Source organism: Sporolactobacillus kofuensis, from assembly GCF_024125425.1.
Classification (GTDB): Bacteria; Bacillota; Bacilli; order Bacillales; family Sporolactobacillaceae; genus Sporolactobacillus; species Sporolactobacillus kofuensis.
This window is the reverse complement of sequence record NZ_JAMXWN010000004.1, coordinates 142,628-167,844: the sequence shown is the minus strand read 5'-3', so window position 1 is coordinate 167,844 and position 25,217 is coordinate 142,628. Positions and strand designations below refer to the sequence as shown.

Below are 25,217 nucleotides of genomic sequence, written 5' to 3'. Positions count from 1 at the left end.
AATTTTTTAAAATCGTGTTCTGCCATAGGATGTAAGGGGTTGGAGAAGAGCAGAGGTAGATGAACTAAAGAAAAAAAGATGCCTCATTAAAAGGCATCTCCATTTGTCTTTTTCTTTAGTTATGATCATAGAACTTTTTTATTGACTGATCAATATAAGCCCAACCCATCGGGCCAATATGCATTGTGTCTTGCAAAAAATAGGGTTTACTATCAAATCGAGTGAAATCGGCTAATTTAAAGCCATTGCTTCGAATTTCATCAGCAATTTTTTTATAAGCGATTTCACGTCGCTGTTTTGGTACACCCGCATAATCGTACCATTTTCCATTGAAGGGCACGGAAATAAAAAGCGCATCGACATGCTTTTCTTTCAGCAGATCAAGGACCAGTTGGAGATCCGCATATTCGGGTGATTGACCATAACTTTCGCTGGCACGATAATTCTTAAATTTATTTAAGTGGTGACGTATGAACTTATCGTACAAGGGTTGATCAATATGAAAACAATTAGATCGAGTTTTTTGGATTGCCATTTCACGCGCTGATTGTTTCAATTGCCTCCAGTTATCACTTGCCAATCGAAAATCAGGCTTTTGATATTGCGCGTGTTTATAACCAGGTTTAATTCTGTGCATTTCAATCAAGTCGTGTAATGTAAGTATTTTATAGGTGCCATAAGCTCTGAATTGATCTGCAATCTTAAGCATTGGTGATCTTCTGTTCGGATAGGCGACATCCTCCAAAACGCGACCTAAAGTACCTTCATCACGAATAAACTTGAATTGTACGAGACGTTTTGCCACCTTTTCCTTTAATGCCGGACTGATTGTATTACTTAATGCAAAATGATAAGCCTGTTCTTTGGAAAAATTCGGCTTAAAATGTAATGGATCCAGACCCGTTTTCGTGAACCACTCCGGTGAAAGGATGAATACGATTTTATGGCCCTTTAGTTCATTTGCTGTGGTCGCGAGATTTAGAAAATGTACGAGTGAATACATGCCGCCTCGACCAATAAGAAAAGGGGTAAATCCGTCTGGTTTCACCTTGAAATAGTTTGCCGGATGATAGCGGTCAAGTCGTAACAATTCGGATGAACCATACATTGGCAGATACTGCTTGTTCTCTAACATTTTCTGTTGTGCAAGAATGCCTTGAAAAACATGAGGATCAAGGCTCTGCGCAGCATTCGCCATATCTTTAGAGCTGACCATCCTACGTTCTATTGATGTGGGCATGAAGATAATCGCGCAAACAAGCACGACTGCAAGGATCATTGGCCCGAATCGGTTAAACTTCATTTGCGTTTCGCCAACTGTTGAACAATCATCATTGGTGTTGCCCAATCATCTCTGTTGAAATCAGAAATGGGTACAGAGATGTTCAGCTGTTGCTCAAATTCAACCACAAGTGAAATTGTACCGAATGAATCAAGTAATCCTTCATCAAAGAGTTTCATATTTGGATTTGCTTTTATTTCCTCAGAGTCACAAACGTCTGCAAGGATAGAGAATACTTTATCTGTAAATTCTTGAGTTATTTCGATCATTGTAAAACCCCCATAGTGTAAAAAATATAGTATCAATTCTCTATTGAATCGATTGGTAGTGAACTACCATAGAAAATTAAGCCGCCCCGAGAAAATAAGAAAGCTGAAACAGACCACATGGAATGTAATGACAATGGAAAGACCATGTACCCATGGATTATCTTTGGCCCAAAGATGATGGGTCTTGTTCCAACGCTCAAATTTGTCAAATAAGATAAATGCGATGGCATGATAAATTCCATAAATGATGTAGTGTAGCATGAATCCATGCCAGAAGCCCATCACGAGAAAGTTCACTGTGATGCCAATATCAGAAATCAAGTATCGATTTTTTAGCCATTTATTTTTCACTGCGGTATAGACGAAACGCATGTAGATAAAATCACGAAACCAAAAAGACAGGCTCATATGCCAACGATTCCAGAAGTCTTTAATATTGCGGCTAAGAAACGGTTTGTTAAAGTTCTCAGGCGTCTGGATTCCCATTAGGGAGCTAACGCCAATGGCAAAATGACTGTAACCCGCAAAGTCGAAAAATAAATACATGCTGTATCCGTACATATAGAGCAGAATACTTGAAAATGTGTTTGAGTCAAGTAGTGGTGAGCCCATCCAGTACTTGTGAATCAGATAGCCAATGATGTACTTGTACAGAAAGCCAAGAAAAATTTTATTTAATCCATGATACAAAAGCGTCCGATACGTCAATGCTGACGGAATTTGATCCATATCGCTCTTGAACCGTCTGTAGCGGTCAATTGGTCCGGAAGAAATTGTCGGAAAGAACGTAATGAATCGGAAAAATTGACTAAGTGGAACCTCTTTTAATAAACCATCGCGAATGTCAATAATCATTTGAATTGACTTAAAAGAGACATAAGAGATCCCTAGAAAACCAAGAACGCTTAACGACGTAACATCTGCTGAGAGTTTAACAAGAAAAAGCGGAAGAACAGAAAGCACAATGGCGATATAGAAATAAAGACCCGTATTCTTTCTGGCTCGTAGTGCAAGATAACCTCTGATTAATACCGCTTCCCAGATAATAAAAATAAGAAAAGAAATAAGTTGTGCTGGTTGGGCGGCAAAGATCAAGAAAGTCATCAAAATGGCAACACAATCGTTGTACAGCAAGTTCCGCTTTCCCATGAGTCCAAGAATAATGACTGGTAAGAGTAGGACAGCGATTAAACAAAAAAAACGAAAAGAGGCATAAGGAATAAAGGAAATCATTGAATAACCTCTTTTAACGGAACGCTGCGATCAACTTTTCCATTGGCTGTCATGGGAAGAGATGACCGATAGGTGAACTTTCTTGGAATCATATAGCTTGGTAAGACACGTGCGAGTTCTTGGCGCAACGCAGATGATAATTTAAATGTTGATTCAAAAGGGTGTTCATCCGGGACGACAACGGCAACGAGGTGGTCATATCGGTCACCAGATTTAATTGGAATCACAATTGCTTGTTTCACATAGTGGCATGCAGTGAGTACATGCTCAATTTCCTCAAGCTCCATTCTGAATCCATGGAGTTTGATCTGATGATCCATACGTCCAAAATAATAGAGCACACCGTCAATCAGACTGCCAACATCGCGCGTATGGTAGGCAGGCATACGATGAACCGTATTAAAACTTGCCTTTGTTTTTTCCAATTCACCAAGGTAGCCCTGACCAACACTCGGTCCACAGATAACAATTTCACCTTTATCACCTTCGGGTACGGGCAAACCGTCCTGATCTAGAATGGCAATCGTACAGTCTGGCTTGCAACGGCCTACAGGAAAGGGATTTCCTGAATCAATCATATCTTGAGTGATCTTAATACTTGTGACAGCAACTGTTGTTTCGGTTGGACCATATGTGTTGATAATGTCCGCATTCGGAAACCGTTCTTTCAACCGTTTTGCCACTGAAACAGGGAGCGTTTCGCCACAAAAGAGTAGGGTGCGTAAATTCGGCAAAAGTCTCGATGAAAAACTAGGTTCCATCAAGCACATTTCGGCAAATGATGGTGTTGATGTCCAAACATTGATCCCAGATTGCGCAAGCGACGCGAACAATTCTTTTGGACGTGCAATCATCTCTTGATCAATAGCCCATAGTGTTCCTCCGGAGATCAGTGCAGGATAGAGATCCATCACCGAAAGATCAAAAGAATAAGGTGCTTGGTTCATAAATGTTAATCCTTCTTCAAGTTGAAAATCATCGAGCATCCATGTTGTAAAGCTCGTCAGTGCACGTCTTGGAATCTGTACTCCCTTTGGTTTTCCGGTACTCCCCGATGTGTAAATGATATAGAAGGTTTCCTCATCTTGAACAGCATAACGATTATCAAAGTGTGGATAAACTGAATTTTGAAGTTTAACTTCCAGTTCATGAACATCGATAATCTCTGCCTTAAGTAGGGGTAATGAATCTGGTGTGCTACTGAATACAAGTTTTGACTGTGAACTTTGAGCGATCATACTTACTCTTTCGGAGGGTACGGATTCATCCACAGGAATATAGGCATGGCCTGATTTCACACATGCGAGAAAAAGGACAGGCATCATCGGGTCCATATGGCCATGAACAATGATCGGCGATCGATCTGTACCGAATTTTTCAATCATCCACTGAGCAATTGTGTCTGACTCACCTTTCAATTCACCATAGGTAAGTTGATGATCTCGATGAATATAGCAAAGACGATTGGGCGCTTTCAACGCCCATTCATTGATGTGGTCAAGAATATCCATTATTGAAGTCCTCCTTAGAAATCACTGTAGATAAACGTGCCGGTATGCGCCGCTGAAAAGCCATAAATAATTACAAGGCCAAACAGAATTGCTGTGTAGAAAAGTGTACGAACAGTCCAGAAAAGAGCAGGATTTGTGCGTCCAAATTTAATAAGTTTCATTGTTGCATCACTCCTTAATGATGAGAATTTGAACGAAGAATGTGGAAAATCGTCCTGTTCAACTTGCTGAATTGCACTCTTGGTGTATTCACATTAGAAAGTAGGATAATATAATTTTGTTTATCCTTCGTAAAGGCGTTGCTTCCATTCCAACCGCCAAGAACCCCGTGACTGGAATAGGTATTGGCTCCCCAGCCTTTTCGGTTGATATACCATCCGCAGCTATAAGAAACGCCGGGAAAATGGCGGCTTAAGATTTGTTGCCGACTTGTTCGTGAAATAATCGTTGCATGAGCAATTGTGCGATCAAACAGATAAAGATCCCAACTGGTCGCGTACACATCACCGCATCCAATCAGCTGTGTAAACGAGGGAATACGTTCTACAAATGCATGCTCATCTTGAAAGACATATCCGGTGGATGGGTAAGCGTAATGAAGCATTTCATCTCCAAATCCGGAGTGAAGCATGCCTGCTCGTTGGAAAATAAACTGTCGAATGTAGTCATGCAACGATTCGTGATCATTTTTCTGTACCACTCTGTCGAGAATGGCAGCAAGAAGTGCGTAATTGGTATCTGAGTAGTGCCAGACTGTGCCTGGTCTCGATGCAAGTCTCTCGGAATGCCGTTCAATAGTTTGAACCACTTCATCGCGTGTCATAGGTTGCGTGGTTTCGGGAACATCACGAAGACCAGACATGTGACATAACAGATCAAGCATGGATATCCTGTTTCCATTCGGAAAATAAGGATAAAATTTGGATACTGTATCATTTAAATGGATCCAACCACGTTCTTGCATCTGCATATAAGCAATTGCGGTCACTGACTTTGTAATGGATCCAATATAGTAGGCGGTCAACGGTTGATTATATTTTTTTGAACGAAGATTGCTCAAATAATAACCCTTACTCAAGATAACTTTTCCGTGACTGATGATGAGTGCACTGCCTGAGAACCCACTTTGATGAATAAGGCGGTCAATCACCAGACGCTCTTTGAAAATTTTCGATTGAGACACATCTACCGTTAATAACTTCTTAGATGCTGATTTAGTAATTAACGGCTGAACTGCATGATGTGCGCTAATGAGATTCTTGTTTTGTTTAAATGTCATTAGCGCAGCTAGAATTCCACCTCCTAGTAAAAGACTGCAGATTAAGATTGAGAGTATGTTTTTTGTTTTCATCGTTACCCTTTCTCAGAAAACGCACGGTTTTAGATCAGATCATTAAGGGCGATACCCTCTGAAGATCCTTTGCTGATCACAACAAACATTAGTCAACCAGATGCAGAAAATGTCTTAAATCGGCAGATCGTAACTTTTTTGTTACCCAATTGGTGAATATTTTTTTATAGTATTAGTGTGACGTGGTGGCTCACCTTACCAAATAGGAAAGACCATCAGGATGTTTCACTTCATCGCATGATCAATGAGTATAGACGAAGTATAATTAAATCAGTACTCAATAAAGTTAGAGCACTCCATTCGATTGATAAAAGGTCGCTCAAAAGAGAGGAAATCATGCATTTGCAGAAAAAAAGAATCATGAGCTTTGCGCTTATACTGCTTTTTATCATTTCAGGCTGCTCACTCAATGAGCAACCACAAAGATTAATTCAGCAACCAAGATTGTCTGAAACAAATACAAGAATGTTAAAATTTGTGAATCAAACGGTACCAGAACATGCACAGTTGATTGCTCCGATCCAGTCCAACTATAAGGGAAAAGTTATGGTGGTGAAACCAGAGGTCTTTGGACGGAGGACAGCACTCTTTTTTTATGTGATTGAAAATCATATTCATTTTGTTGCAATCGCACAATACAAAGACAAATGGCGAAAAATATATGACGAAGAAATGAATGCTTCAAGCATCTCAAAAGTTGCCATTACTGCTTTGGGTCATCATGAAGAAGCAGAAATTTTTATTGCACGAGAAAGTGTGCCTCAAAATCAATTGAATGTGTACACAGTCAAGCATGGCCGGCTGATCAAACAGCTGTCTTCACCATTCGCAAGTATGGCTACAGGTGTATGGGGGAATAACAATCAACTTCTTGAATTGGCTGTTTTTCGACCTATTCAAGCATCTCAGAATATTGGGATGGACCTTTATCAATTTTCGAAACAAAATGTACCGGTGTTAATCCAACGAGAGAACAGAAGCGCGCAGATGATGCATTTTGAAAAGTGGATGATGAACCAACGCGGTGCGCACTCAAATGATGGGATAACGATTCAAAACCAGTGGTTTGATTCCAGAAATCCACTATTCAAGGGAAAAGAGCTCGTTTTCGGAACGACTACTTCTGTCGTGCGATGGAGAGACCCTACGTGGATACCAAAAGGTGTTTATCTTCATGCACGCATACCGCTCCGATGGAACCCTTTTACCCAGAACACCTTGACCAGGTCACAAATACCGATTGTAGAAAGGTATTATGATAGTTTGAAACGATTTTTCATTGATCTACCCGTCGGTGCGGCTATGAAAATCAATAGCGTGAAATTGTCCGGAGATCATGTTCAATTCATTGGAAAAAATGGATCAACTTATCTTGAGGTGTTTCGATTCAAAAGAACGAATTGGCTAACGAGAAACAAGAGCCGTTGGGAGAAAATCGGTGCTTCACGCAACTATGTGTTTGCAGTGCCAAGAGAATATAGAGACGTGGCAAGTGGCGTTATTGCGGGTGCTTATCATGAATAATGATGAAAAAAAGTAAGAGAAATTAGCTTTGCATGGAGCAAAGCGGTAATACGAGGTGAACGATCAAATGGAACAAATAATGGTTGTAGAAGATGAAGCATCAATCCGGGGATTTATTGTATTAAGTCTGAAACATGCCGGGTTTGATGTGCTCCAGGCGGAAACCGGAGAAGAAGCATTGGAGATTCTTGAAGAGAAACCGATGATACAAATTATTTTATTAGATGTGATGCTTCCAGGTATCAATGGATTTGATGTTGCAAAACAAGTGCGCGCATGGAATAAATCCATAGGCATCATCCTACTCACAGCGAAAATACAAGAAGCTGATAAGGTGCAGGGGCTTGATTTGGGTGCTGATGATTATATTACAAAACCATTTAGTCCTGCTGAAATGATTGCACGTGTAAAAGCGGTGTTACGTCGCCTGAATGACCCTGTTTCTCAAGTTCAAAATGAGTATATTACATCATCTCCATTTAAGCTTTCAAAGAAAAATGAACAGTTTTTTAAGGACGATCAATTAATTGAATTGACACCAACAGAATTTCTGTTGATCGAAACATTAATGGAACATGAAGATAGTCTGCTTTCACGGGATGAATTGCTTGAACATGTATGGGGCACTCATTTTGGCGATGCAAAAATTGTTGATGTTAATATTCGACGCTTGAGGCAGAAAATAGAAGAGGATCCATCTGATCCTCAATATATTTGTACGCATTGGGGTAGAGGTTACTTCTGGCATGGTGGCAGTAAATGACGCGCAAATTAGTTTTACATTTTATGATCATTATTTTACTTACCCTCGCCTTGAGTGAAACAGTGCTGTTCTGGGCTGTTCGCCATTATTTCTATGATCGCGTTGAAAATACATTACAAGTACATGCACAAGACTCGAATAGCCTCTATAAGAAATTCAATAGCAAACTGGTCATTCATCGATGGAGCAATCCGCTGAATGAGGTCATGGATAGTTTTAAATTTTCCGGGACGACCTTGGAAATCTATGATGCAAGTGGCAATATGGTCGATTCATCAACAAACGTAATCGATCCATCTAAAATCGAACTGAACGCATCCCTGTTTTATAACAATGAGTTCGCTCAGGTGGAACGGCTCGCATCGACTGGTGAAAAGGTCATGGCCGTGTACTTTCCAGTTCATGTCAGGGGAAAAGTGTACATTCTCCGCTATCTTTCTTCACTTATTCCTGTTGATCACGAATTGCGTATCATCTTGCTTGCATCCCTTCTTTGCGGTGGAGCTGTCGCGTTGCTCGTTTTCGTTGTGAGCTTAAAACTTGCGCAATCCATTGCGACACCGATGAAACAGATGATTGATGTTTCATCAAAAATGGCATCGGGTAATTTTACGATACGGATGCATGAAGATTATCAGGATGAATTGGGGGACTTGGCAAAGACACTGAATAGTATGGCTGATGAGATTCAAAAAAATGAGCGGTTACAGAACACATTCATTTCTTCAATATCGCATGATTTATTGACCCCATTAACAGGCATCAAAGGGTGGAGTGAAACGATGCTTATGGATGAGGCAACGACCATAGATGAATTTCGCGAAGGTTTGACTGTGATCAGCAAAGAATCTAATCGATTAACACAATTAGTCGGTGATCTACTTGATTTATCGAAATTGAAACAGAATACATTAACGATACATCGCGAAAGAATAAGAATTGATGAGGTGCTCAAACGATCCATTCGCTCAATTCAAATGAAAGCAGCCGCAAAAAATTGTCGCGTTGTTATTCAGCATGATAAAAAAGTCGTCGTTGATGCCGATGCAAACAGAATGCAACAGGTCCTGATCAATTTGCTCGCTAATGCAATAAAATTTGCGGATGCCGGTACGCAAATTATCGCTTCGATTGACGAAGATCAAACGTCAATTCGTATATCGATTAAGGATTGGGGAGTCGTGATTGAACAAAACGAGATTCCAAAATTAACGGATCCCTTCTATCAAACAAAATCAAATGGTCGTGGGTCGGGTCTTGGCCTTGCGATATCAAAGAACATCATTGACCTCCATGGGGGAACTTTATCAATAACCAGTGACCTTAAATCTGGAACCAAAGTAGTGATCACATTACCAAAAGCCGAATGATCCGTTCAATTCAATTGGATCATCGGCTTCTTTAGTATACTCGGATTTCCTACTCTTATTTTCTTATTTCCGAACGTTATTTGATGAATTTAATATAGCGTTCGTTGTTTCGTTGACGTATCGTGCATTCTGCTGATATAATGAACGAGGTAAAAAGAGTTATTATTTTGTTCCTGTTTCAAAAGAATTATTTTTCTTTGCATATCACCTTGCATTAGCATTTATTCTTCGTGCTTCAATGGCTTTGAAGCTTTTTTTGTTTTTTTGTTCATGAGCTACTGTGTTTGAATACGGGTTGAAATGCAAAGAATAATAAGATTGATACGAGCAAAATAAGACCATAAGGGGGATTATTGTGAACGAGAACTGGTTGTCACGTTATTTTCAGTTTTCAGAGTTGAAGACCACTTTGGGCCGTGAAACGTTGGCAGGACTAACTACTTTTATTTCGATGGCGTACATACTCTTCGTCAATCCAAGCGTGCTCAGTGCTTCCGGCATGGACAAAGGTGCGGTATTCACCGCCACAGCTATTGCCAGCGCGTTGGGCTGCCTGATCATGGGTATTGTTGCTAAGTATCCAATTGCGATTGCACCTGGACTCGGAGTCAATGCATTCTTTGCTTATTCTGTCTGCATCGGCATGAAAATTCCTTGGGAAACTGCGTTAGCAGGTGTATTCATTGCGTCAATTATCTTCTTTATTATTACTATTTTTAAACTACGTGAAATAATCATTGATGCGATTCCACAGAGCTTGAAACTGGCAATGGCTGCTGGTATCGGTCTCTTTATTGCATTCATCGGTTTACATGAAGGCGGCTTGATTGTTGCAGATAAGGCAACAACGGTAGCTTTTGGACCATTGAATGTCGGCACAACATGGCTGACGATTTTCGGTTTGATTGTAACAATTATTTTGATGGTTAGAAAAGTTCCGGGCGCTATCTTTATCGGTATGGTTTTGACTTCAATTGTCGGCATCATTTTCAAATTGATTTCGCTACCTACATCAATTGTTTCCGCTGCACCAAGCCTCGCTCCTACTTTTGGCAAGGCGATAACCCATGTTCCTGATATTAATACACTGCAACTTGGTGTTGTTGTTCTGACTTTCTTGCTCGTGACGTTCTTTGATACTGCCGGTACGTTAATCGGACTCGCTGAACAAGCGGGATTCATTAAGAATAACAAGATGCCAAGAGTTGGACAGGCTCTACTTGCCGATTCAACGTCGATGCTTGTTGGTTCTGTAGTAGGTACATCACCAACATCAGCTTATATCGAATCCTCTACAGGTATTGCTGTTGGTGGACGCTCCGGATTCACTGCTGTTGTCACTGGTATTCTGTTCCTTTTCGGCATGCTATTCTCGCCGCTCTTGTCAGTTGTTACTGCACAAGTAACGGCTCCTGCACTGATTATTGTTGGTGTGCTGATGGCAAGTGCCCTGAAACAGATTCCTTGGGATAAGTTCGAAATTGCAGTTCCTGCCTTCTTAACAGTACTGGGCATGCCGCTGACTTACAGCATCTCAGACGGTATCGCAATTGGTTTCATCGTTTACCCAATTACGATGATTGCCGCTAAACGTTGGAAAGAAATTCATCCGATTGTTTATGTACTGTTCTTTGTCTTTATTATCTTCTTTGCACTTGTATAAACGAATCCACTAAGAAAAATCTCCTCCAGGTATATTGGAGGAGATTTTTTTTGCAAGTAAGGCAAGTTTGTAATTTTTGACGAAGCAAAGTTAGGGGACAGAATGCGAAGATGCGAAACTCCTGCGGGACCGTTCCAGTTCATGTGAGCGAAGTAAGACCCCAGAGATTACCGGTTGATCATGGAGGCTCACGGATCGCCCGGGGCTGTCCGAGCTGATGCGAGCAACCGGAGCTATTCAAAGCCAAATGCAAAGCAGAAGCTACCACATCATGAGAACGTAAGAACTTGGCGGTTTTTTGCCCAATTTTTCTCAGTATATTCATCCGAGTCCGTTAAGTCTAAATACATGAGAATACCTAAAGATAATCAGAGACATGCTAAGGATTAATGAATCCTGAAAGGCGTGAAAATAATGATGTCTTTAGTATTAGCTATTTTATTTTGGGTGCTGGGTATGATCTTGATGAATGCGGGCTTTTTCTTAACTAAGAAAATGCGTGAAGCAAGCGATCATTTACTTGAGGATGCTGAACATGAGGAAGGGAAAGACAACTCCGCCAGCATTGCGCGAACTATTGAGGGAGCTATTCTTGACCATATTCCAAGCTATGTTCTTCATCTTGTAGGCGCTGTCCTTGGCTCCATGTTTTTTGTTATTGGTTTTGTTGCGCTCGCTTTTTATTTCCATTGACTGTTTGCATTTTCAAATTGTCGAAATTGAGGTGCAACTGATATAATAAATGTACAAAATTCGATAAAAGTTGCTAAAAGTCTACATTGGTGAGGGAGTATGAAATCCGTGATTGGTACTTGAGCAAAAAAAGAAAGAGCAACAACCAGACTGATCAACCACTAAAGAAAAAATTTGTTGTTGGCGAAGCGGAAACAATCGCTCAATGTCTTGATCGAATGAAAAGCGAAGGATACACGCCAATCAGACGCTCTGAGCAGCCACTATTCCGTGAAACGCCAGAAGGTCCAGAATGCATTGGGAGAGAATGCGTAATGGAAGGACGAAAGATACCCTCAAAAGGCGAACAATAGATTCTCTTTGCCTACTTAATGTTCGATAATCCGGTTGACATGCTGTGAATATTGTTGTTATGATGAGAGTGTCAAAAAAGAAAAGCGAACCCTCATATATTTTTGGGAATATGGCCCAACTGTTTCTACCTGGCGACCGATAATTGCCGGACTATGAAGGGAAAATGTTACGTTTTGTTTTAAACCGCTGCCCGCGGTAAAAGACCAGACGGTTGTTTTCTCTTTTTCCGGGAAAACAGCTGTTCTGGGCTTTTTATTGTCTGGATTTCGAGCCCTATTATGACGGTCAAGAAAGATTGGAACTGTTGTGCGTCGAGTCGTTCAATGTCGAGATTGAGCGAAAAATATTCCCAGACTTTAAATTTATTTGGTACTTTTTGGGGAGGCAATATCGTGAGTCAAGCAGTAGTTGGTGTGATCATGGGAAGTAGTTCGGATTGGGAAACCATGAAGCATGCATGTGACATTTTAGATGAATTGGACATTCCTTATGAGAAGAAAGTAGTTTCTGCACATCGAACACCGGATCTGATGTTTGACTATGCAGAGACTGCCCGCGATCGCGGATTAAAGGTGATTATTGCCGGTGCGGGCGGAGCAGCACACTTGCCGGGTATGACGGCAGCAAAGACGACGTTACCGGTTATTGGTGTTCCGGTGAAGTCGCGCGCGCTCAGCGGCATGGATTCGCTGTTGTCAATCGTGCAAATGCCGGCCGGAATTCCGGTGGCGACGGTGGCAATCGGTGATTCAGGTGCAAAAAATGCTGCCCTCTTAGCAGCACAGATGCTGTCGGCTTTTGACGAACAATTGAAGGATCGACTGGAAGCCTATCGTGAATCTCTCGCCAAAAAGGCAAAGGAAAGTGAACTGAAATGAAGCAAAAAACGATTTTGCCAGGACAAACCATAGGCATTCTCGGCGGCGGTCAGCTGGGCCGGATGATGGCGATCAGTGCCAAACAAATGGGGTATCGAATCGCTGTGCTTGATCCGGTTGACGATTGTCCGTGTGCTCAAGTTGCCGATGTCGCCATTGTTGCGGATTATGACGATCCCGAAGGCGCAAAGAAAATGGCAGCATGTGCCGACGTCGTAACCTATGAATTTGAAAATGTAGCTGTACAAACGGTGGACTACTTGCAGGAACACAGCTATCTTCCTCAAGGCGGCCACCTGCTTGAAATAACAAAAGACAGACTTAATGAGAAAGCGGCAATCCGTGAAGCAGGGTTGCCGGTTGTTCCCTATATGCCTGTCCGTACGCAGGATGAATTAAAGGCAGCGATTGATGAGATTGGATTTCCCTCTGTTCTGAAAACAACGCAAGGCGGTTATGATGGGAAGGGACAATACGTTCTTAATTCTGAAGAAGACCTTCAGGAAGCTCTTCCTTATGTGGGAAAGACACCGTTTGAACTGGAGAAATGGCTGCCTTTTGAAAAAGAAATTTCGGTTATTGTTGTACGCAGTACGGCTGGAGAAACCTCAGTCTTTCCAGTCGCTGAAAATATACATCGTCATAATATCCTTCATCATACTCTAGTGCCCGCAAGAATATCTGAAAGTCTGCGTATCGAAGCAACCGAACATGCTTTGCATCTCGCCGAAGCTCTTGAACTCGTCGGCACGCTGGCTGTTGAAATGTTTGTCGGTACGGATGGAAAGGTTTACGTCAACGAGACAGCACCACGTCCACATAATTCCGGCCATTTCTCAATCAATGCATGTGAGACCTCTCAATTTGAACAGCACATCCGTGCAATATGTGGATTGCCGCTTTCCAGCACACAGCTTCTGAAACCGGTCATTATGATCAATATTCTTGGTGAACATGTTCAGCCGGTTTTGGACAAGATTGCATTATTATCAGAAGCCCATCTTCATCTATATGGAAAAGATGAGGCGAAAACCGGACGTAAGATGGGACATCTCACCATTCTTGGTGAGACTGTGCAAGAAGCTATCGAGAGAGCAGAGAAATTAGGGATATGGAAAATTGAACAGGAAGTAGGTAAGCATTCATGATTGATCGTTATACGCGACCGGAAATGGGCGCCATTTGGACAGAAGAAAATAGATATAAGGCTTGGCTGGAAGTCGAGATTCTTGCCTGTGCAGGTTGGTCCGAACTCGGGGAAATTCCTAAGGAAGATGTTGAAAGATTAAGGAAGAACGCAACGTTTACGGTTGACCGAATTCACGAGATCGAACAACAAACGCGCCATGATGTGGTTGCATTCACAAGAACAGTTTCCGAATCGCTTGGCGAAGAAAAGAAATGGGTGCATTATGGCTTAACATCAACCGATGTTGTTGACACTGCACAAGGTTACCTGCTCAAGCAAGCGAATGAGATTCTAGTAAAAGATATTGAACACTTTATTGAAGTGATCCGCCAGAAGGCGAAAAAATATAAAAATACGGTCATGATGGGCCGTACCCATGGTGTACATGCGGAACCAACAACGTTCGGCCTGGTTATGGCCTTGTGGTATGAGGAAATGAAACGCAACCTGGAACGCTTCAAACGGGCGGCTGATGAAGTACAATACGGCAAACTTTCCGGAGCAGTCGGCACTTATGCAAATATTGATCCGGCCGTTGAAAACTATGTTTGTGAACATCTTGGGATTAAGCCGGCCCCGATTTCGACACAGGTGTTGCAACGTGACCGCCATGCACATTATATGTCTGTGCTTGCATTAATCGCTACTTCAATTGAAAAATTTGCGGTTGAGGTCCGTGGCCTGCAGCGTTCCGAAGTACGTGAAGTTGAAGAGTACTTTGCAAAAGGGCAAAAAGGTTCGTCCGCAATGCCGCATAAGCGCAACCCAATTGGCTCGGAGAATATGTGCGGGATTGCACGTGTGATTCGCGGCTATATGATGACGGCTTACGATGACGTGCCACTCTGGCATGAACGCGATATTTCACACTCCTCAGCAGAACGCATTATTCTTCCGGACGCGACGATCGGATTGGATTATATGCTGAGCCGTTTCTCTAATATTCTAGAGAAACTGACTGTATTCCCTGAAAATATGAAACGGAACATGAAACGTACCTTTGGTTTGATCTTCTCACAGCATGTACTGCTTGCTTTGATTGAAAAAGGACTAAGCCGAGAGGCTGCCTATGACATTGTTCAACCAAATGCCATGAAGTCTTGGGAGACGGAAACACCATTTAAAGAAATCGTTGAAAACGATGAACGAATTACGAACAAACTGTCTCAGGCAGAAATTGACGCTTGCTTTGATGAAACCTATCATCTGAAAAATGTTGACTTTATCTTTGAACGTTTAGGCTTGAATGACTAATTGCTTCTAAAATAACCAGACGATCGTAATTCTGATCAATAGTGTAAAAGGGGAAGATTACATGAGTCAGCTTTTATATGAAGGCAAAGCGAAAAAAATGTTCACAACGGATGACCCGAATGTGTTGCGTGTCGTTTATAAAAATGATGCGACTGCATTTAATGGACAGAAAAAAGCGTCATTTGAAGGTAAAGGACGCTTGAACAATGCGATCTGCACAAAAATTTTCAAAATGCTTCAGCAGAAAAATGTACCCACCCACTACATTGACACCATTTCGGAGACCGAACAATTAGTAAAAGCCGTTTCAATTGTTCCGATTGAAGTCGTTGTTCGTAATGTGGTTGCAGGTAGCCTATCCAAGCGTCTTGGTGTTGACGAAGGTGAGACACTTGGTCGGACAATCGTTGAATATTACTACAAAAGTGACGAACTTGGCGATCCGATGATTAACAGCGATCACGCACTGGCGATGGAGATCGCAACAAAAGACGAACTGGCGGAAATCCGTCGCTTGGCACTGACCGTAAATGACGCCCTTCAGGCCTTTTTCTCAGAAGCAGGCATTCTTCTTGTCGACTTCAAACTAGAATTTGGCAAACTGAAAGAAACAGGCAAGATTGTGCTCGCTGATGAAATCTCGCCGGACAGCTGTCGTCTATGGGATAAGGAAACGCATGAGAAACTGGATAAAGATGTGTTCCGTCGCAATATAGCTGATCTTCCGGAAACCTATGAAAAATTGCTGAAACGTTTGGAGGATGTCAAATGAAAAAGGTGAAGGTGTACATTACATTGAAGGAAAGCGTGCTTGATCCTCAAGGACAGGCTGTCATGCAGTCGCTTCATAATATGGACTATAAAAATGTTAAAGACGTCCGTATTGGTAAATATATTGAACTCCAAATGGAAGATTCAGCAGATGTTGCAACGCAGGTCGATACGGTTTGTGACAAACTGCTCGCGAATACTGTGATTGAGAATTATCGATATGAAATCGAGGAGGATGTTCATTCGTGAAAACCGCAGTCATTGTTTTTCCCGGTTCAAACTGCGATCAGGATATGTATTATGCGATTAAAGACGGACTCGGTGAAGAAGTAGACTATGTGTGGCATGCGGAAACCTCGCTGGACGGCTATGATGCAATTATGATTCCAGGCGGCTTTTCCTATGGTGACTATTTACGTTCAGGTGCGATTGCCCGTTTCGCAGGCATCATGCCTGCAGTTATTGAAGCTGCAAACCAGGGCAAACCAGTGCTTGGTGTCTGCAATGGTTTTCAGATTCTTCTCGAAGCAGGTTTGCTTCCCGGAGCGATGCTGAAGAACAAACATTTGAAATTCATCTGCGATATGGTGAATCTTAAGGTAGAGAATAATCAAACACAATTTACGAAGCTCTATGATAAAAACGAAATCATTGGCATTCCGATTGCGCATGGCGAAGGCAACTATTTCTGCGATGACGCGACATTGAAAGAATTACAAGACAATAATCGTATTGTCTTCACTTATTCAGGAGAGAATCCAAATGGATCAAGAGCTGATATCGCCGGCATTATTAACCCTGCTGGAAATGTGCTTGGTATGATGCCGCATCCGGAACGCGCCGCAGATGCACTGCTCGGCAGCGCCGATGGTCTACGCTTGTTCCAGTCAATCCTAAATCATTGGAGGGAATCCACACATGCCGCTTACACATCTTGAACCATCACCGGATCAGATCGAACAAGACAAAGTGTATCGAACAATGGGTCTGACTGAGGAAGAATATCAGAAGGTTAAAAAACTGCTTGGTCGTAAACCGAATTATACCGAAACAGGTTTATTTTCGGTAATGTGGTCGGAACACTGCAGCTATAAAACCTCAAAACCGGTACTGAAATATTTCCCGACAACTGGGGAGCATGTGCTTCAAGGACCGGGTGAAGGTGCTGGAATCGTCGATATTGGTGATGGACAGGCTGTGGTTTTTAAAATTGAAAGTCATAATCATCCTTCTGCCATTGAACCGTATCAAGGCGCTGCAACCGGCGTCGGCGGTATTATCCGCGACGTCTTCTCGATGGGTGCTCGCCCGGTTGCACTGCTTGACTCACTACGCTTTGGAAATCTGGACAATTCACGTGTCCGCTATTTGTTTGAAGAAGTGGTCAGCGGCATAGCTGGCTATGGTAACTGCATTGGCATCCCAACTGTAGGCGGAGAACTGCAGTTTGATCCTTGTTATAACGGTAATCCGCTCGTTAATGCGATGTGTGTCGGCATCATGAACCATGAAGATATCCAGGTTGGTCAAGCACGAGGCATTGGAAACACGGTGATGTATGTAGGTGCAAGTACAGGCCGCGACGGGATTAATGGAGCAACGTTCGCTTCTGAAGAAATTTCCGAGAAATCGGATGAAAAGCGTTCGGCTGTGCAGGTTGGCGATCCATTCATGGAAAAACTGCTTGTTGAAGCATGTCTGGAACTCACGAAACATGAAGCACTTGTCGGCATTCAGGATATGGGTGCTGCAGGTCTCGTTTCTTCCGCAAGTGAAATGGCGGCAAAAGCTGGTGTTGGTATCCATATGAATTTGGATCTTATTCCCCAACGTGAAACAGAAATGACACCATATGAAATGATGCTTTCTGAATCACAGGAACGGATGCTTATTGTGATTAAGAAAGGTAGCGAAGAAGAGATCAAAGCGATTTTTGCTCGCTGGGGTCTTCACGCCGTCGCTGTTGGTGAGGTTATCGAAGAAGAAGTACTTCGCCTTGAACATAAAGGTAAGATTGTTGCGGATGTTCCTTCTGATTCACTGGCTTCTGCTCCAGTTCGTCATATGCCATCCAAAGTTCCGGCTTCTTATCTTGCAAATCAATCCGCATCGGCATGGATTCCGGAGATTACTAATTTTGAAAAAACAATTAAGAAATTACTTGCTCAGCCAACCCATGCTTCTAAGGAATGGGTGACTCGCCAGTATGACTATATGGTGCAAACCAATACAGTTGTTGCACCGGGTTCCGACGCAGCAGTTGTTCGTGTTCGTGGAACAAATAAAGGCCTCGCCATGACTACAGATTGTAATGCAAAATATCTGGCCCTTGATCCGAATGTAGGCGGGAAAATTGCAGTCGCAGAAGCTTCAAGAAACATTATCTGCTCCGGCGGTGTTCCACTCGCAATTACCGATTGCCTGAACTTTGGTAGCCCTGAAAATCCGGAAGTTTTCTGGCAAATCGATGAATCCGTTAAAGGTATGGCCAAGGCATGCGACGTATTGAAAACGCCGGTTATTTCCGGAAATGTTTCTCTTTACAATGAAACAGATCGCGGAGCCATTGATCCAACTCCGGTCGTCGGTATGGTTGGTCTTGTTGAGAATCTTGATCATGTAATGACCGCACCGTTCAAAAATGAAGGTGACGCAGTGTATGTCATTGGTCAAGCAAATCCGGAATTTGGCGGAAGCGCATTGCAGATTTTGATGGATGGCGAAGTAAGTGGCAAAGCTCCTGTTCTTGATCTTGAACTTGAAAAAAATCGTCAGGGACTCGTGCTCAAAGCGATTAAATCAGGTTATCTTGCTTCGGCACATGACATTTCTGAAGGCGGGCTTGCGCTTGCAATTGCTGAATCGTTATTTGGCACAGAATTTGGCTGTGATCTCCATTTTAATTCGGATCCTGCAGTAGAGCTTTTCGCTGAAACACAATCACGTTATCTCGTTACTGTTCCAGAAGCATCGAAGAGCGCTTTCGAATCTCTGATTGAAGATGCCGTTCTTGTAGGTAAAGTTACACGTAGTGAAAAGATAAACCTAGACTTTGAAGCATCAACCGTAACTCTGAACCGGACAGAACTTGAAAATGAATGGAGAGGTGCTCTGTCATGCATTATGTCGGCAAAGAACTGAATGAAGAATGTGCGGTATTTGGTATTTGGGGACATGAAAATGCGGCGAAGTTGACGTACTACGGTCTTCACAGCATGCAGCACCGCGGCCAGGAAGGTGCAGGCATTGCGGTATCCGATGGAAAACACATCTATGACCATAAGGGACTTGGATTGGTTAATGATGTGTTTGATCACGATAAACTGGAAGAACTAAGTATAGGTCATGCAGCCATTGGTCATGTCCGTTACTCAACACAAGGCGGGAACAGTTACGCCAATGTACAGCCACTTGTTTTCCGTTCACAAAAAGATTCACTGTCGATCGCACATAATGGAAATTTGGTGAATGCTCATAAACTGAAGGGTGAACTTGAAGAACGCGGTAGCATTTTTCAAACCACTTCCGATACAGAAGTGATTGCCCACCTAATTAAGCGTGATTATGCTGAGAATTTTATTGAAAGTGTAAAACATGCGTTGTCTGTAATTAAAGGCGCCTATGCGCTTGCCATGCTGACTGAACATCAACTCATTGCTGCTCTTGATCCGAATGGACTGCGTCCACTCTCTCTTGGTAAGTTAGGTGATGCTTGGGTTGTCGCATCGGAAACCTGTGCGTTTGATCTGATTGGTGCAACCTTTGTTCGTGATATCAATCCGGGTGAAATTCTGGTGATTGATAATGAAGGGCTTCATTCGGATTTCTTTACCAACCGGACGGAACCCGCAATCTGCAGTATGGAATACATCTACTTTTCGCGGCCTGACAGCAACATTCAAGGAATCAATATCCATGCGGCGCGAAAGAATCTCGGTCGTATGCTTGCACAAGAAGCGCCGGTTGAAGCGGATGTTGTTACCGGTGTTCCCGATTCCAGTATTTCTGCTGCAATCGGTTATGCGGAAACAACAGGTATTCCGTATGAATTAGGGATGATCAAGAACCGTTATGTTGGTCGAACGTTCATTCAGCCGTCTCAAGAATTGCGTGAACAAGGGGTTAAGATGAAGCTCTCTGCAGTACGTGCAATTGTCGAAGGCAAGCGTGTGGTGATGGTTGACGATTCAATCGTTCGCGGTACGACAAGCCGAAGAATTGTCGGCATGCTTCGTGATGCTGGTGCAACTGAAGTTCATGTCCGCATCAGTTCACCGCCGATTACCCATCCTTGCTTCTACGGTATCGATACTTCCACCACATCAGAACTGATTGCATCGACGCATTCAGTAGAAGATATCCGCAAATTGATTGGTGCGGACTCACTTGTTTATCTGAGTGTTGAAGGTATGCAAAAGGCAATCGGACGCAATCCTGCAATGAAGAACTGCGGACAGTGCATGGCTTGCTTCACGGGCAAGTACCCAACGGAAATTTATCCGGATACGGTCCTGCCGCATGAAAAAGAACTGCTTGTCTGAGGAGGTTCATAATGGCGAATGCGTATAAGAAGGCTGGCGTGAACATAGAAGCCGGCTATGAGACTGTGGGACGAATCAAGAAACATGTACAACGTACCTTCCGTCCGGAAGTAATTGGCGGTTTGGGCGGTTTCGGCGGAGCCATTGATTTGTCGCAGATGAATATGAAAGAACCTGTGCTTGTTTCAGGCACTGATGGTGTCGGTACGAAGTTGATGATCGCTTTTGCAACGGATCGTCATGACACCGTAGGCATTGATGCGGTAGCAATGTGCGTGAACGATATCGTGACGCAAGGCGCAGAACCGCTCTATTTTCTAGATTATCTTGCCTGTTCAGCACTGAAACCGGAAAAAGCAGAAGCGATTGTCAAGGGCATTGCCGATGGCTGTGCGGATGCTGGCTGTGCACTAATTGGTGGTGAGACTGCGGAAATGCCGGGAATGTATCAAGAAGACGATTATGACATTGCCGGTTTTTCGGTGGGTGTTGTTGAAAAATCGAAACGAATTACCGGGGACAAAGTGAAGCCGGGTGATGTGCTGATCGGTCTAGCATCTAATGGCATCCACAGTAATGGCTTTTCACTCGTTCGAAAGCTTGTGGCCGATGCCGGTCTCAAGTATAGCGACGCCTTTGCTCCCAATCCTGATCAAACCGTTGGCGACGTACTCCTAACCCCGACAAGAATCTATGTCAAACCGGTACTTCATCTGCTCAAATCGATCGATGTACATGGGATCGCTCATATCACCGGAGGCGGCTTTTACGAGAACGTACCGCGAATGTTCCCTGAAGGGGTTACTGCAGAAATTCGTACGGATGCTTGGCAAATGCCTACTGTATTCCAGTGGCTGAAAAAGCTGGGCAATCTCCAAAAAGATGACATGTTCCACACCTTTAATATGGGCATTGGTTTGGTCTTGGCGATTGCTCCTGAAGATAAAAAGAAGACGATGGAAACACTGGTTGCTTCCGGGGAAACGCCCTATGAGATTGGAAAAGTTATTGAAGGTCATGAATTGACGTTGGTGAACCGTAATGAAGCATAAAATTGCCGTATTTGCATCGGGACATGGAACAAATTTTGTTGCGATTAACGAGGCTGTTCAAATGGGAAAAATTCCGGCAACCATCGAATTGCTCGTTTGTGATCAACCGGGCGCAGCGGTCATAGAACGCGCGAAAGAAGCCGGAGTGAGCACGTTGGTTGTTTCAAGAAAAGACTATGCGTCCAAAGCAGCCTTTGAACAAGCCATTGCAGATGCATGTAGAGAACATGAAGTAGCTTATATTTTTCTTGCAGGCTATATGCGGATTCTTGGCAAAGTGATGCTGACTGCTTATCCGCATCGCATTATTAATATACATCCTTCATTGTTACCGTCTTTTACGGGATTGGATGCGATTGGCCAAGCCTTTGAAAAGGGCGTTAAGATTACGGGCATCACGATCCACTATGTCGATGAAGGCATGGATACCGGACCGATTATTGCACAAGCTGCTGTTCCGGTAAAAGATGACGATACAATTGAGACGCTAGAAACGCGCATTCATGAAACAGAGCACAAACTGTATCCCGAAACGATCGCGAAACTATTGAGTGAATAACCAAAAACACAGAATCAGTTATTGAGAACATCCGAAAAGAGAAAGGGAGAATTGAAGTGGCAAAAAGAGCATTAGTCAGTGTTTCAGATAAGACAGGCCTTATTGATTTTATGAAAAAATTAGTAGATGCAGGTATTGAAATTATTTCAACTGGCGGAACGAAAAAAGCAATTGAAGCTGCAGGTCTTCCTGTGATGTCAATTAGCGAAGTCACCGAATTTCCTGAAATTCTTGATGGACGTGTAAAAACATTGCATCCAGCCGTTCATGGCGGTTTGCTCGCTGTTCGCGGGAAACAGTCCCATATGGAAGCAATCAAGGAACTGGGGATTCAGCCGATTGATTTTGTTGTGGTTAACCTTTATCCATTTAAGGAAACAATCTCAAAACCGGATGTTGCTTATGATGACGCGGTTGAAAATATTGATATTGGCGGACCAAGTATGCTTCGTTCCGCAGCGAAGAATCATCGCAGTGTCACGGTTGTCTGTGATCCTGCTGACTATGACCTTGTTGCAGAAAGTCTCGATGACAATGCGGATGTTCCTTTTGAACTGAAACAAAAGCTGGCGGCTAAGGTCTTCCGCCATACTGCAGCCTATGACGCACTGATTGCGGATTACTTCACGAAACAAGTTGGGGAAGAATTCCCAGAAAAACTGACGCTTACTTATGAAAAGAAACAAGCCCTTCGTTACGGTGAAAATCCACATCAGATGGCTGCCTTCTACAGTGAACCGATTGAAGATGTTTCAACGATCGCCGCAGCAAAACAGTTACACGGTAAGGAACTCTCTTATAACAACATCCGTGACGCTGATGCTGCACTCGGGATTGTCAAAGAATTCAAGCAACCTGCTGCTGTTGCGGTCAAACATATGAATCCATGCGGTATCGGTATTGGCGAGACTGTCAATGAAGCTTATGATAAAGCCTATGAGACCGATCCTATTTCCATCTTCGGCGGAATCGTTGCATTAAACTGTGAAGTTGACGCAGCATTAGCAGAAGAACTGCACAAGATTTTCCTTGAAATTGTCATTGCTCCTTCTTATTCTGATGAAGCACTTGCAATTCTCGAAAAGAAGAAAAACATTCGTTTACTTCAAGTAGCAATGAGCGATGAACCACAAGATTTCGCACAATATACATCTGTTCGCGGCGGTATGCTCGTTCAAGACTTGGATACAAAGGGCTATGCCGACATTGAAGAAAATCTGAAGGTGGTCACAGACCGTAAACCAACAGAAGCAGAAATGGAAAGCCTGAAATTTGCTTGGACAATTGTAAAGCATGTGAAATCAAACGCCATTGCCCTTGTTAATGACGGACGGATGGTAGGCATGGGCGGCGGACAAACAAACCGCGTTGGTGCTGCGAAAATCGCACTTGAAGAAGCAGGTGAAAAAACAAAAGGCGCCGTTCTTTCCTCGGATGCATTCTTCCCAATGAATGACACTGTAGAAGCAGCAGCAAAAGCAGGAATCACTGCAATTATTCAACCTGGCGGATCGATTAAAGATCAAGATTCAATTGATATGGCGAACAAATACAACATCGCAATGGTCTTCACCGGTATGCGCCACTTCAAGCATTAATTTCATTCGCTTTTTGAAAGGGGAACGCTTATGGATGTGTTGATTGTTGGCGGCGGAGGCCGCGAACACGCGATGGCTTGGAAAGCAGCACAAAGCGCTTTAGTAGATAAAGTGTATGCGGCACCGGGCAGTGATGGAATGGCAGCAGTCGCAGAATGTGTACCTATTGATGCGATGGATTTTGAGGCCCTTGCCTCCTTTGCAAAGGAACATCGTGTGGGTCTGACTCTTGTTGGTCCGGAGCAGCCGCTTGTTGGTGGTATTGTCGATGTATTTGCAGCAAATGGTTTGAACGTGTTCGGGCCATCGAAAACGGCTGCTCAGATTGAAGGCAGCAAGTCTTTTGCCAAAGCGCTCATGGCAAAGTACAACATTCCCACATCGCGCTACCAAGCCTTTACAGATTATCAGGAAGCGAGCGACTATCTGCAACTGGTTGGTGCGCCAATCGTTCTGAAAGCGGACGGACTTGCTGCTGGAAAAGGCGTCATTGTCGCGATGACCATGGAGGAAGCAGAAAGCGGCCTGAAAGTGATCATGAAGGACAAACAGTTTGCGGAAGCGGGTTCGCGTGTGGTTATCGAAGAGTACCTCGAAGGTGAGGAATTCTCACTGATGGCGCTCGTGAACGGCAAACAAGTTGTACCGCTAGCGATTGCTCAGGATCATAAGCGTGCATTTGAAGGCGACAAAGGTCCGAATACAGGAGGCATGGGTGCCTATTCTCCGGTACCGCAAATTGACCAGAAGGTTGTTGACGAAGCAGTTCGAACAATTCTTCATCCGACAGCAGCGGGCATGGTTGAAGAGGGCTGTACATTCACTGGGGTCCTTTATGCCGGCTTGATACTGACTCAGAATGGACCGAAAGTCATTGAATTCAATTGCCGATTTGGTGATCCGGAAACGCAAGTTGTACTGCCGCGCATGCAATCTGATTTCATCCAAGTAGTGCTTGATGTACTCGATAACAAGCAGCCGAACCTTGAATGGAGTGAAAAAGCAGCCGTTGGCGTTGTGCTCGCATCAAGTGGCTACCCAGGGAACTATGATAAGGGTGAGAAACTCGGCGATCTTGATAGCCTGCCGGAAGAAGCGCTGCTTTTCCATGCAGGTACCAAAAAATCAGGTGAGGATTGGTTGACCAACGGTGGACGCGTACTGCTTGTTACGCGACTCGGCGATGACCTTCGCACCGCTCGCGACGCAGTGAATCACGATTTGGAAACGATTCAAACCGATGCAGTATTTTTCCGTACGGACATCGGTCATCATGCGCTTAAAGTATCAAAATAATAGAATTTGTCACAAGCTAAACTGCCTTCACCGTAAAAATGAAGGCAGTTTTTATTATCTATTATT

General features: G+C 43.3%; 24 protein-coding genes and 1 riboswitch. Of the genes, 18 read left to right on the top strand and 6 right to left on the bottom strand.

What is annotated here, in order from left to right:
• Window positions 1–115: 115 nt before the first annotated feature.
• The 6 genes from dltD to NIE32_RS04815 form a co-directional block, all read right to left on the bottom strand.
• A complete protein-coding gene (gene dltD / locus NIE32_RS04840) occupies window positions 116–1,303 on the bottom strand; it encodes a D-alanyl-lipoteichoic acid biosynthesis protein DltD (RefSeq protein WP_253053554.1) in 1,188 nt (395 codons plus the stop codon).
• On the bottom strand, window positions 1,300–1,551 hold the full coding sequence (gene dltC, locus NIE32_RS04835) for a D-alanine--poly(phosphoribitol) ligase subunit DltC (RefSeq protein WP_253053552.1): 252 nt from the start codon (window positions 1,549–1,551) through the stop codon (window positions 1,300–1,302). The genes dltD and dltC overlap by 4 nt, the downstream gene beginning before the upstream one ends.
• Window positions 1,552–1,614: 63 nt before the next feature.
• Window positions 1,615–2,784, bottom strand: coding sequence for a D-alanyl-lipoteichoic acid biosynthesis protein DltB (gene dltB / locus NIE32_RS04830; protein ID WP_253053550.1), 1,170 nt, complete (start codon window positions 2,782–2,784; stop codon window positions 1,615–1,617).
• Window positions 2,781–4,295 (bottom strand): D-alanine--poly(phosphoribitol) ligase subunit DltA, encoded by a 1,515-nt coding sequence (gene dltA / locus NIE32_RS04825; protein ID WP_253053548.1) that lies wholly within the window; start codon window positions 4,293–4,295, stop codon window positions 2,781–2,783. The genes dltB and dltA overlap by 4 nt, the downstream gene beginning before the upstream one ends.
• A gap of 14 nt (window positions 4,296–4,309) precedes the next feature.
• Window positions 4,310–4,456, bottom strand: coding sequence for a teichoic acid D-Ala incorporation-associated protein DltX (locus NIE32_RS04820; RefSeq protein WP_253053546.1), 147 nt, complete (start codon window positions 4,454–4,456; stop codon window positions 4,310–4,312).
• Window positions 4,457–4,470: 14 nt separating this feature from the next.
• Window positions 4,471–5,646 (bottom strand): serine hydrolase domain-containing protein, encoded by a 1,176-nt coding sequence (locus tag NIE32_RS04815; RefSeq protein WP_253053544.1) that lies wholly within the window; start codon window positions 5,644–5,646, stop codon window positions 4,471–4,473.
• Between the two features lie 336 nt (window positions 5,647–5,982).
• Here NIE32_RS04815 and NIE32_RS04810 point away from each other — a divergent pair, with 336 nt between their 5' ends.
• The 18 genes from NIE32_RS04810 (at window position 5,983) to purD (ending at window position 25,151) form a co-directional block, all read left to right on the top strand.
• Window positions 5,983–7,170 carry a hypothetical protein gene (locus NIE32_RS04810; protein ID WP_253053542.1) on the top strand — a complete coding sequence of 396 codons (1,188 nt, stop codon included), beginning with the start codon at window positions 5,983–5,985 and terminating at the stop codon, window positions 7,168–7,170.
• 67 nt (window positions 7,171–7,237) lie between these two features.
• Window positions 7,238–7,933 carry a response regulator transcription factor gene (locus tag NIE32_RS04805; protein WP_253053540.1) on the top strand — a complete coding sequence of 232 codons (696 nt, stop codon included), beginning with the start codon at window positions 7,238–7,240 and terminating at the stop codon, window positions 7,931–7,933.
• A complete protein-coding gene (locus NIE32_RS04800; protein ID WP_253053538.1) occupies window positions 7,930–9,303 on the top strand; it encodes a sensor histidine kinase in 1,374 nt (457 codons plus the stop codon). The genes NIE32_RS04805 and NIE32_RS04800 overlap by 4 nt, the downstream gene beginning before the upstream one ends.
• 370 nt (window positions 9,304–9,673) lie before the next feature.
• Complete coding sequence (locus NIE32_RS04795) at window positions 9,674–10,966, top strand: NCS2 family permease (RefSeq protein ID WP_253053642.1); 1,293 nt, start codon at window positions 9,674–9,676, stop codon at window positions 10,964–10,966.
• Window positions 10,967–11,380: 414 nt separating this feature from the next.
• Window positions 11,381–11,659, top strand: a complete 279-nt coding sequence (locus NIE32_RS04790) for a hypothetical protein (protein WP_253053536.1) — start codon at window positions 11,381–11,383, stop codon at window positions 11,657–11,659.
• A gap of 89 nt (window positions 11,660–11,748) precedes the next feature.
• Window positions 11,749–12,012: an NETI motif-containing protein gene (locus NIE32_RS04785; RefSeq protein WP_381451799.1), complete on the top strand. Its 264-nt coding sequence runs from the start codon at window positions 11,749–11,751 to the stop codon at window positions 12,010–12,012.
• A 72-nt stretch (window positions 12,013–12,084) separates the two neighbouring features.
• Window positions 12,085–12,186, top strand: a riboswitch (purine riboswitch).
• Between the two features lie 246 nt (window positions 12,187–12,432).
• Window positions 12,433–12,891 (top strand): 5-(carboxyamino)imidazole ribonucleotide mutase, encoded by a 459-nt coding sequence (gene purE, locus NIE32_RS04780; protein ID WP_253053638.1) that lies wholly within the window; start codon window positions 12,433–12,435, stop codon window positions 12,889–12,891.
• A complete protein-coding gene (gene purK, locus NIE32_RS04775) occupies window positions 12,888–14,039 on the top strand; it encodes a 5-(carboxyamino)imidazole ribonucleotide synthase (RefSeq protein WP_253053534.1) in 1,152 nt (383 codons plus the stop codon). Before purE ends, purK begins: the two co-directional genes overlap by 4 nt.
• Window positions 14,036–15,334, top strand: coding sequence for an adenylosuccinate lyase (gene purB / locus NIE32_RS04770; RefSeq protein ID WP_253053532.1), 1,299 nt, complete (start codon window positions 14,036–14,038; stop codon window positions 15,332–15,334). Before purK ends, purB begins: the two co-directional genes overlap by 4 nt.
• Window positions 15,335–15,395: 61 nt before the next feature.
• Window positions 15,396–16,106, top strand: coding sequence for a phosphoribosylaminoimidazolesuccinocarboxamide synthase (gene purC, locus NIE32_RS04765; RefSeq protein ID WP_253053530.1), 711 nt, complete (start codon window positions 15,396–15,398; stop codon window positions 16,104–16,106).
• Window positions 16,103–16,354, top strand: coding sequence for a phosphoribosylformylglycinamidine synthase subunit PurS (gene purS, locus NIE32_RS04760; RefSeq protein WP_253053528.1), 252 nt, complete (start codon window positions 16,103–16,105; stop codon window positions 16,352–16,354). Before purC ends, purS begins: the two co-directional genes overlap by 4 nt.
• A complete protein-coding gene (gene purQ / locus NIE32_RS04755; protein ID WP_253053526.1) occupies window positions 16,351–17,043 on the top strand; it encodes a phosphoribosylformylglycinamidine synthase subunit PurQ in 693 nt (230 codons plus the stop codon). Before purS ends, purQ begins: the two co-directional genes overlap by 4 nt.
• Complete coding sequence (purL, locus tag NIE32_RS04750; RefSeq protein ID WP_253053524.1) at window positions 17,024–19,246, top strand: phosphoribosylformylglycinamidine synthase subunit PurL; 2,223 nt, start codon at window positions 17,024–17,026, stop codon at window positions 19,244–19,246. The genes purQ and purL overlap by 20 nt, the downstream gene beginning before the upstream one ends.
• On the top strand, window positions 19,222–20,646 hold the full coding sequence (purF, locus tag NIE32_RS04745; RefSeq protein ID WP_253053522.1) for an amidophosphoribosyltransferase: 1,425 nt from the start codon (window positions 19,222–19,224) through the stop codon (window positions 20,644–20,646). Before purL ends, purF begins: the two co-directional genes overlap by 25 nt.
• Window positions 20,647–20,657: 11 nt before the next feature.
• The gene (gene purM, locus NIE32_RS04740; protein ID WP_253053520.1) at window positions 20,658–21,698 is read left to right on the top strand and encodes a phosphoribosylformylglycinamidine cyclo-ligase; all 1,041 of its coding nucleotides are present in this window, start codon (window positions 20,658–20,660) and stop codon (window positions 21,696–21,698) included.
• Window positions 21,688–22,257 carry a phosphoribosylglycinamide formyltransferase gene (purN, locus tag NIE32_RS04735; RefSeq protein WP_253053518.1) on the top strand — a complete coding sequence of 190 codons (570 nt, stop codon included), beginning with the start codon at window positions 21,688–21,690 and terminating at the stop codon, window positions 22,255–22,257. Before purM ends, purN begins: the two co-directional genes overlap by 11 nt.
• A gap of 56 nt (window positions 22,258–22,313) precedes the next feature.
• On the top strand, window positions 22,314–23,855 hold the full coding sequence (gene purH, locus NIE32_RS04730) for a bifunctional phosphoribosylaminoimidazolecarboxamide formyltransferase/IMP cyclohydrolase (RefSeq protein WP_253053516.1): 1,542 nt from the start codon (window positions 22,314–22,316) through the stop codon (window positions 23,853–23,855).
• A 30-nt stretch (window positions 23,856–23,885) separates the two neighbouring features.
• Window positions 23,886–25,151 carry a phosphoribosylamine--glycine ligase gene (gene purD / locus NIE32_RS04725; RefSeq protein ID WP_253053514.1) on the top strand — a complete coding sequence of 422 codons (1,266 nt, stop codon included), beginning with the start codon at window positions 23,886–23,888 and terminating at the stop codon, window positions 25,149–25,151.
• Window positions 25,152–25,217: the final 66 nt, after the last annotated feature.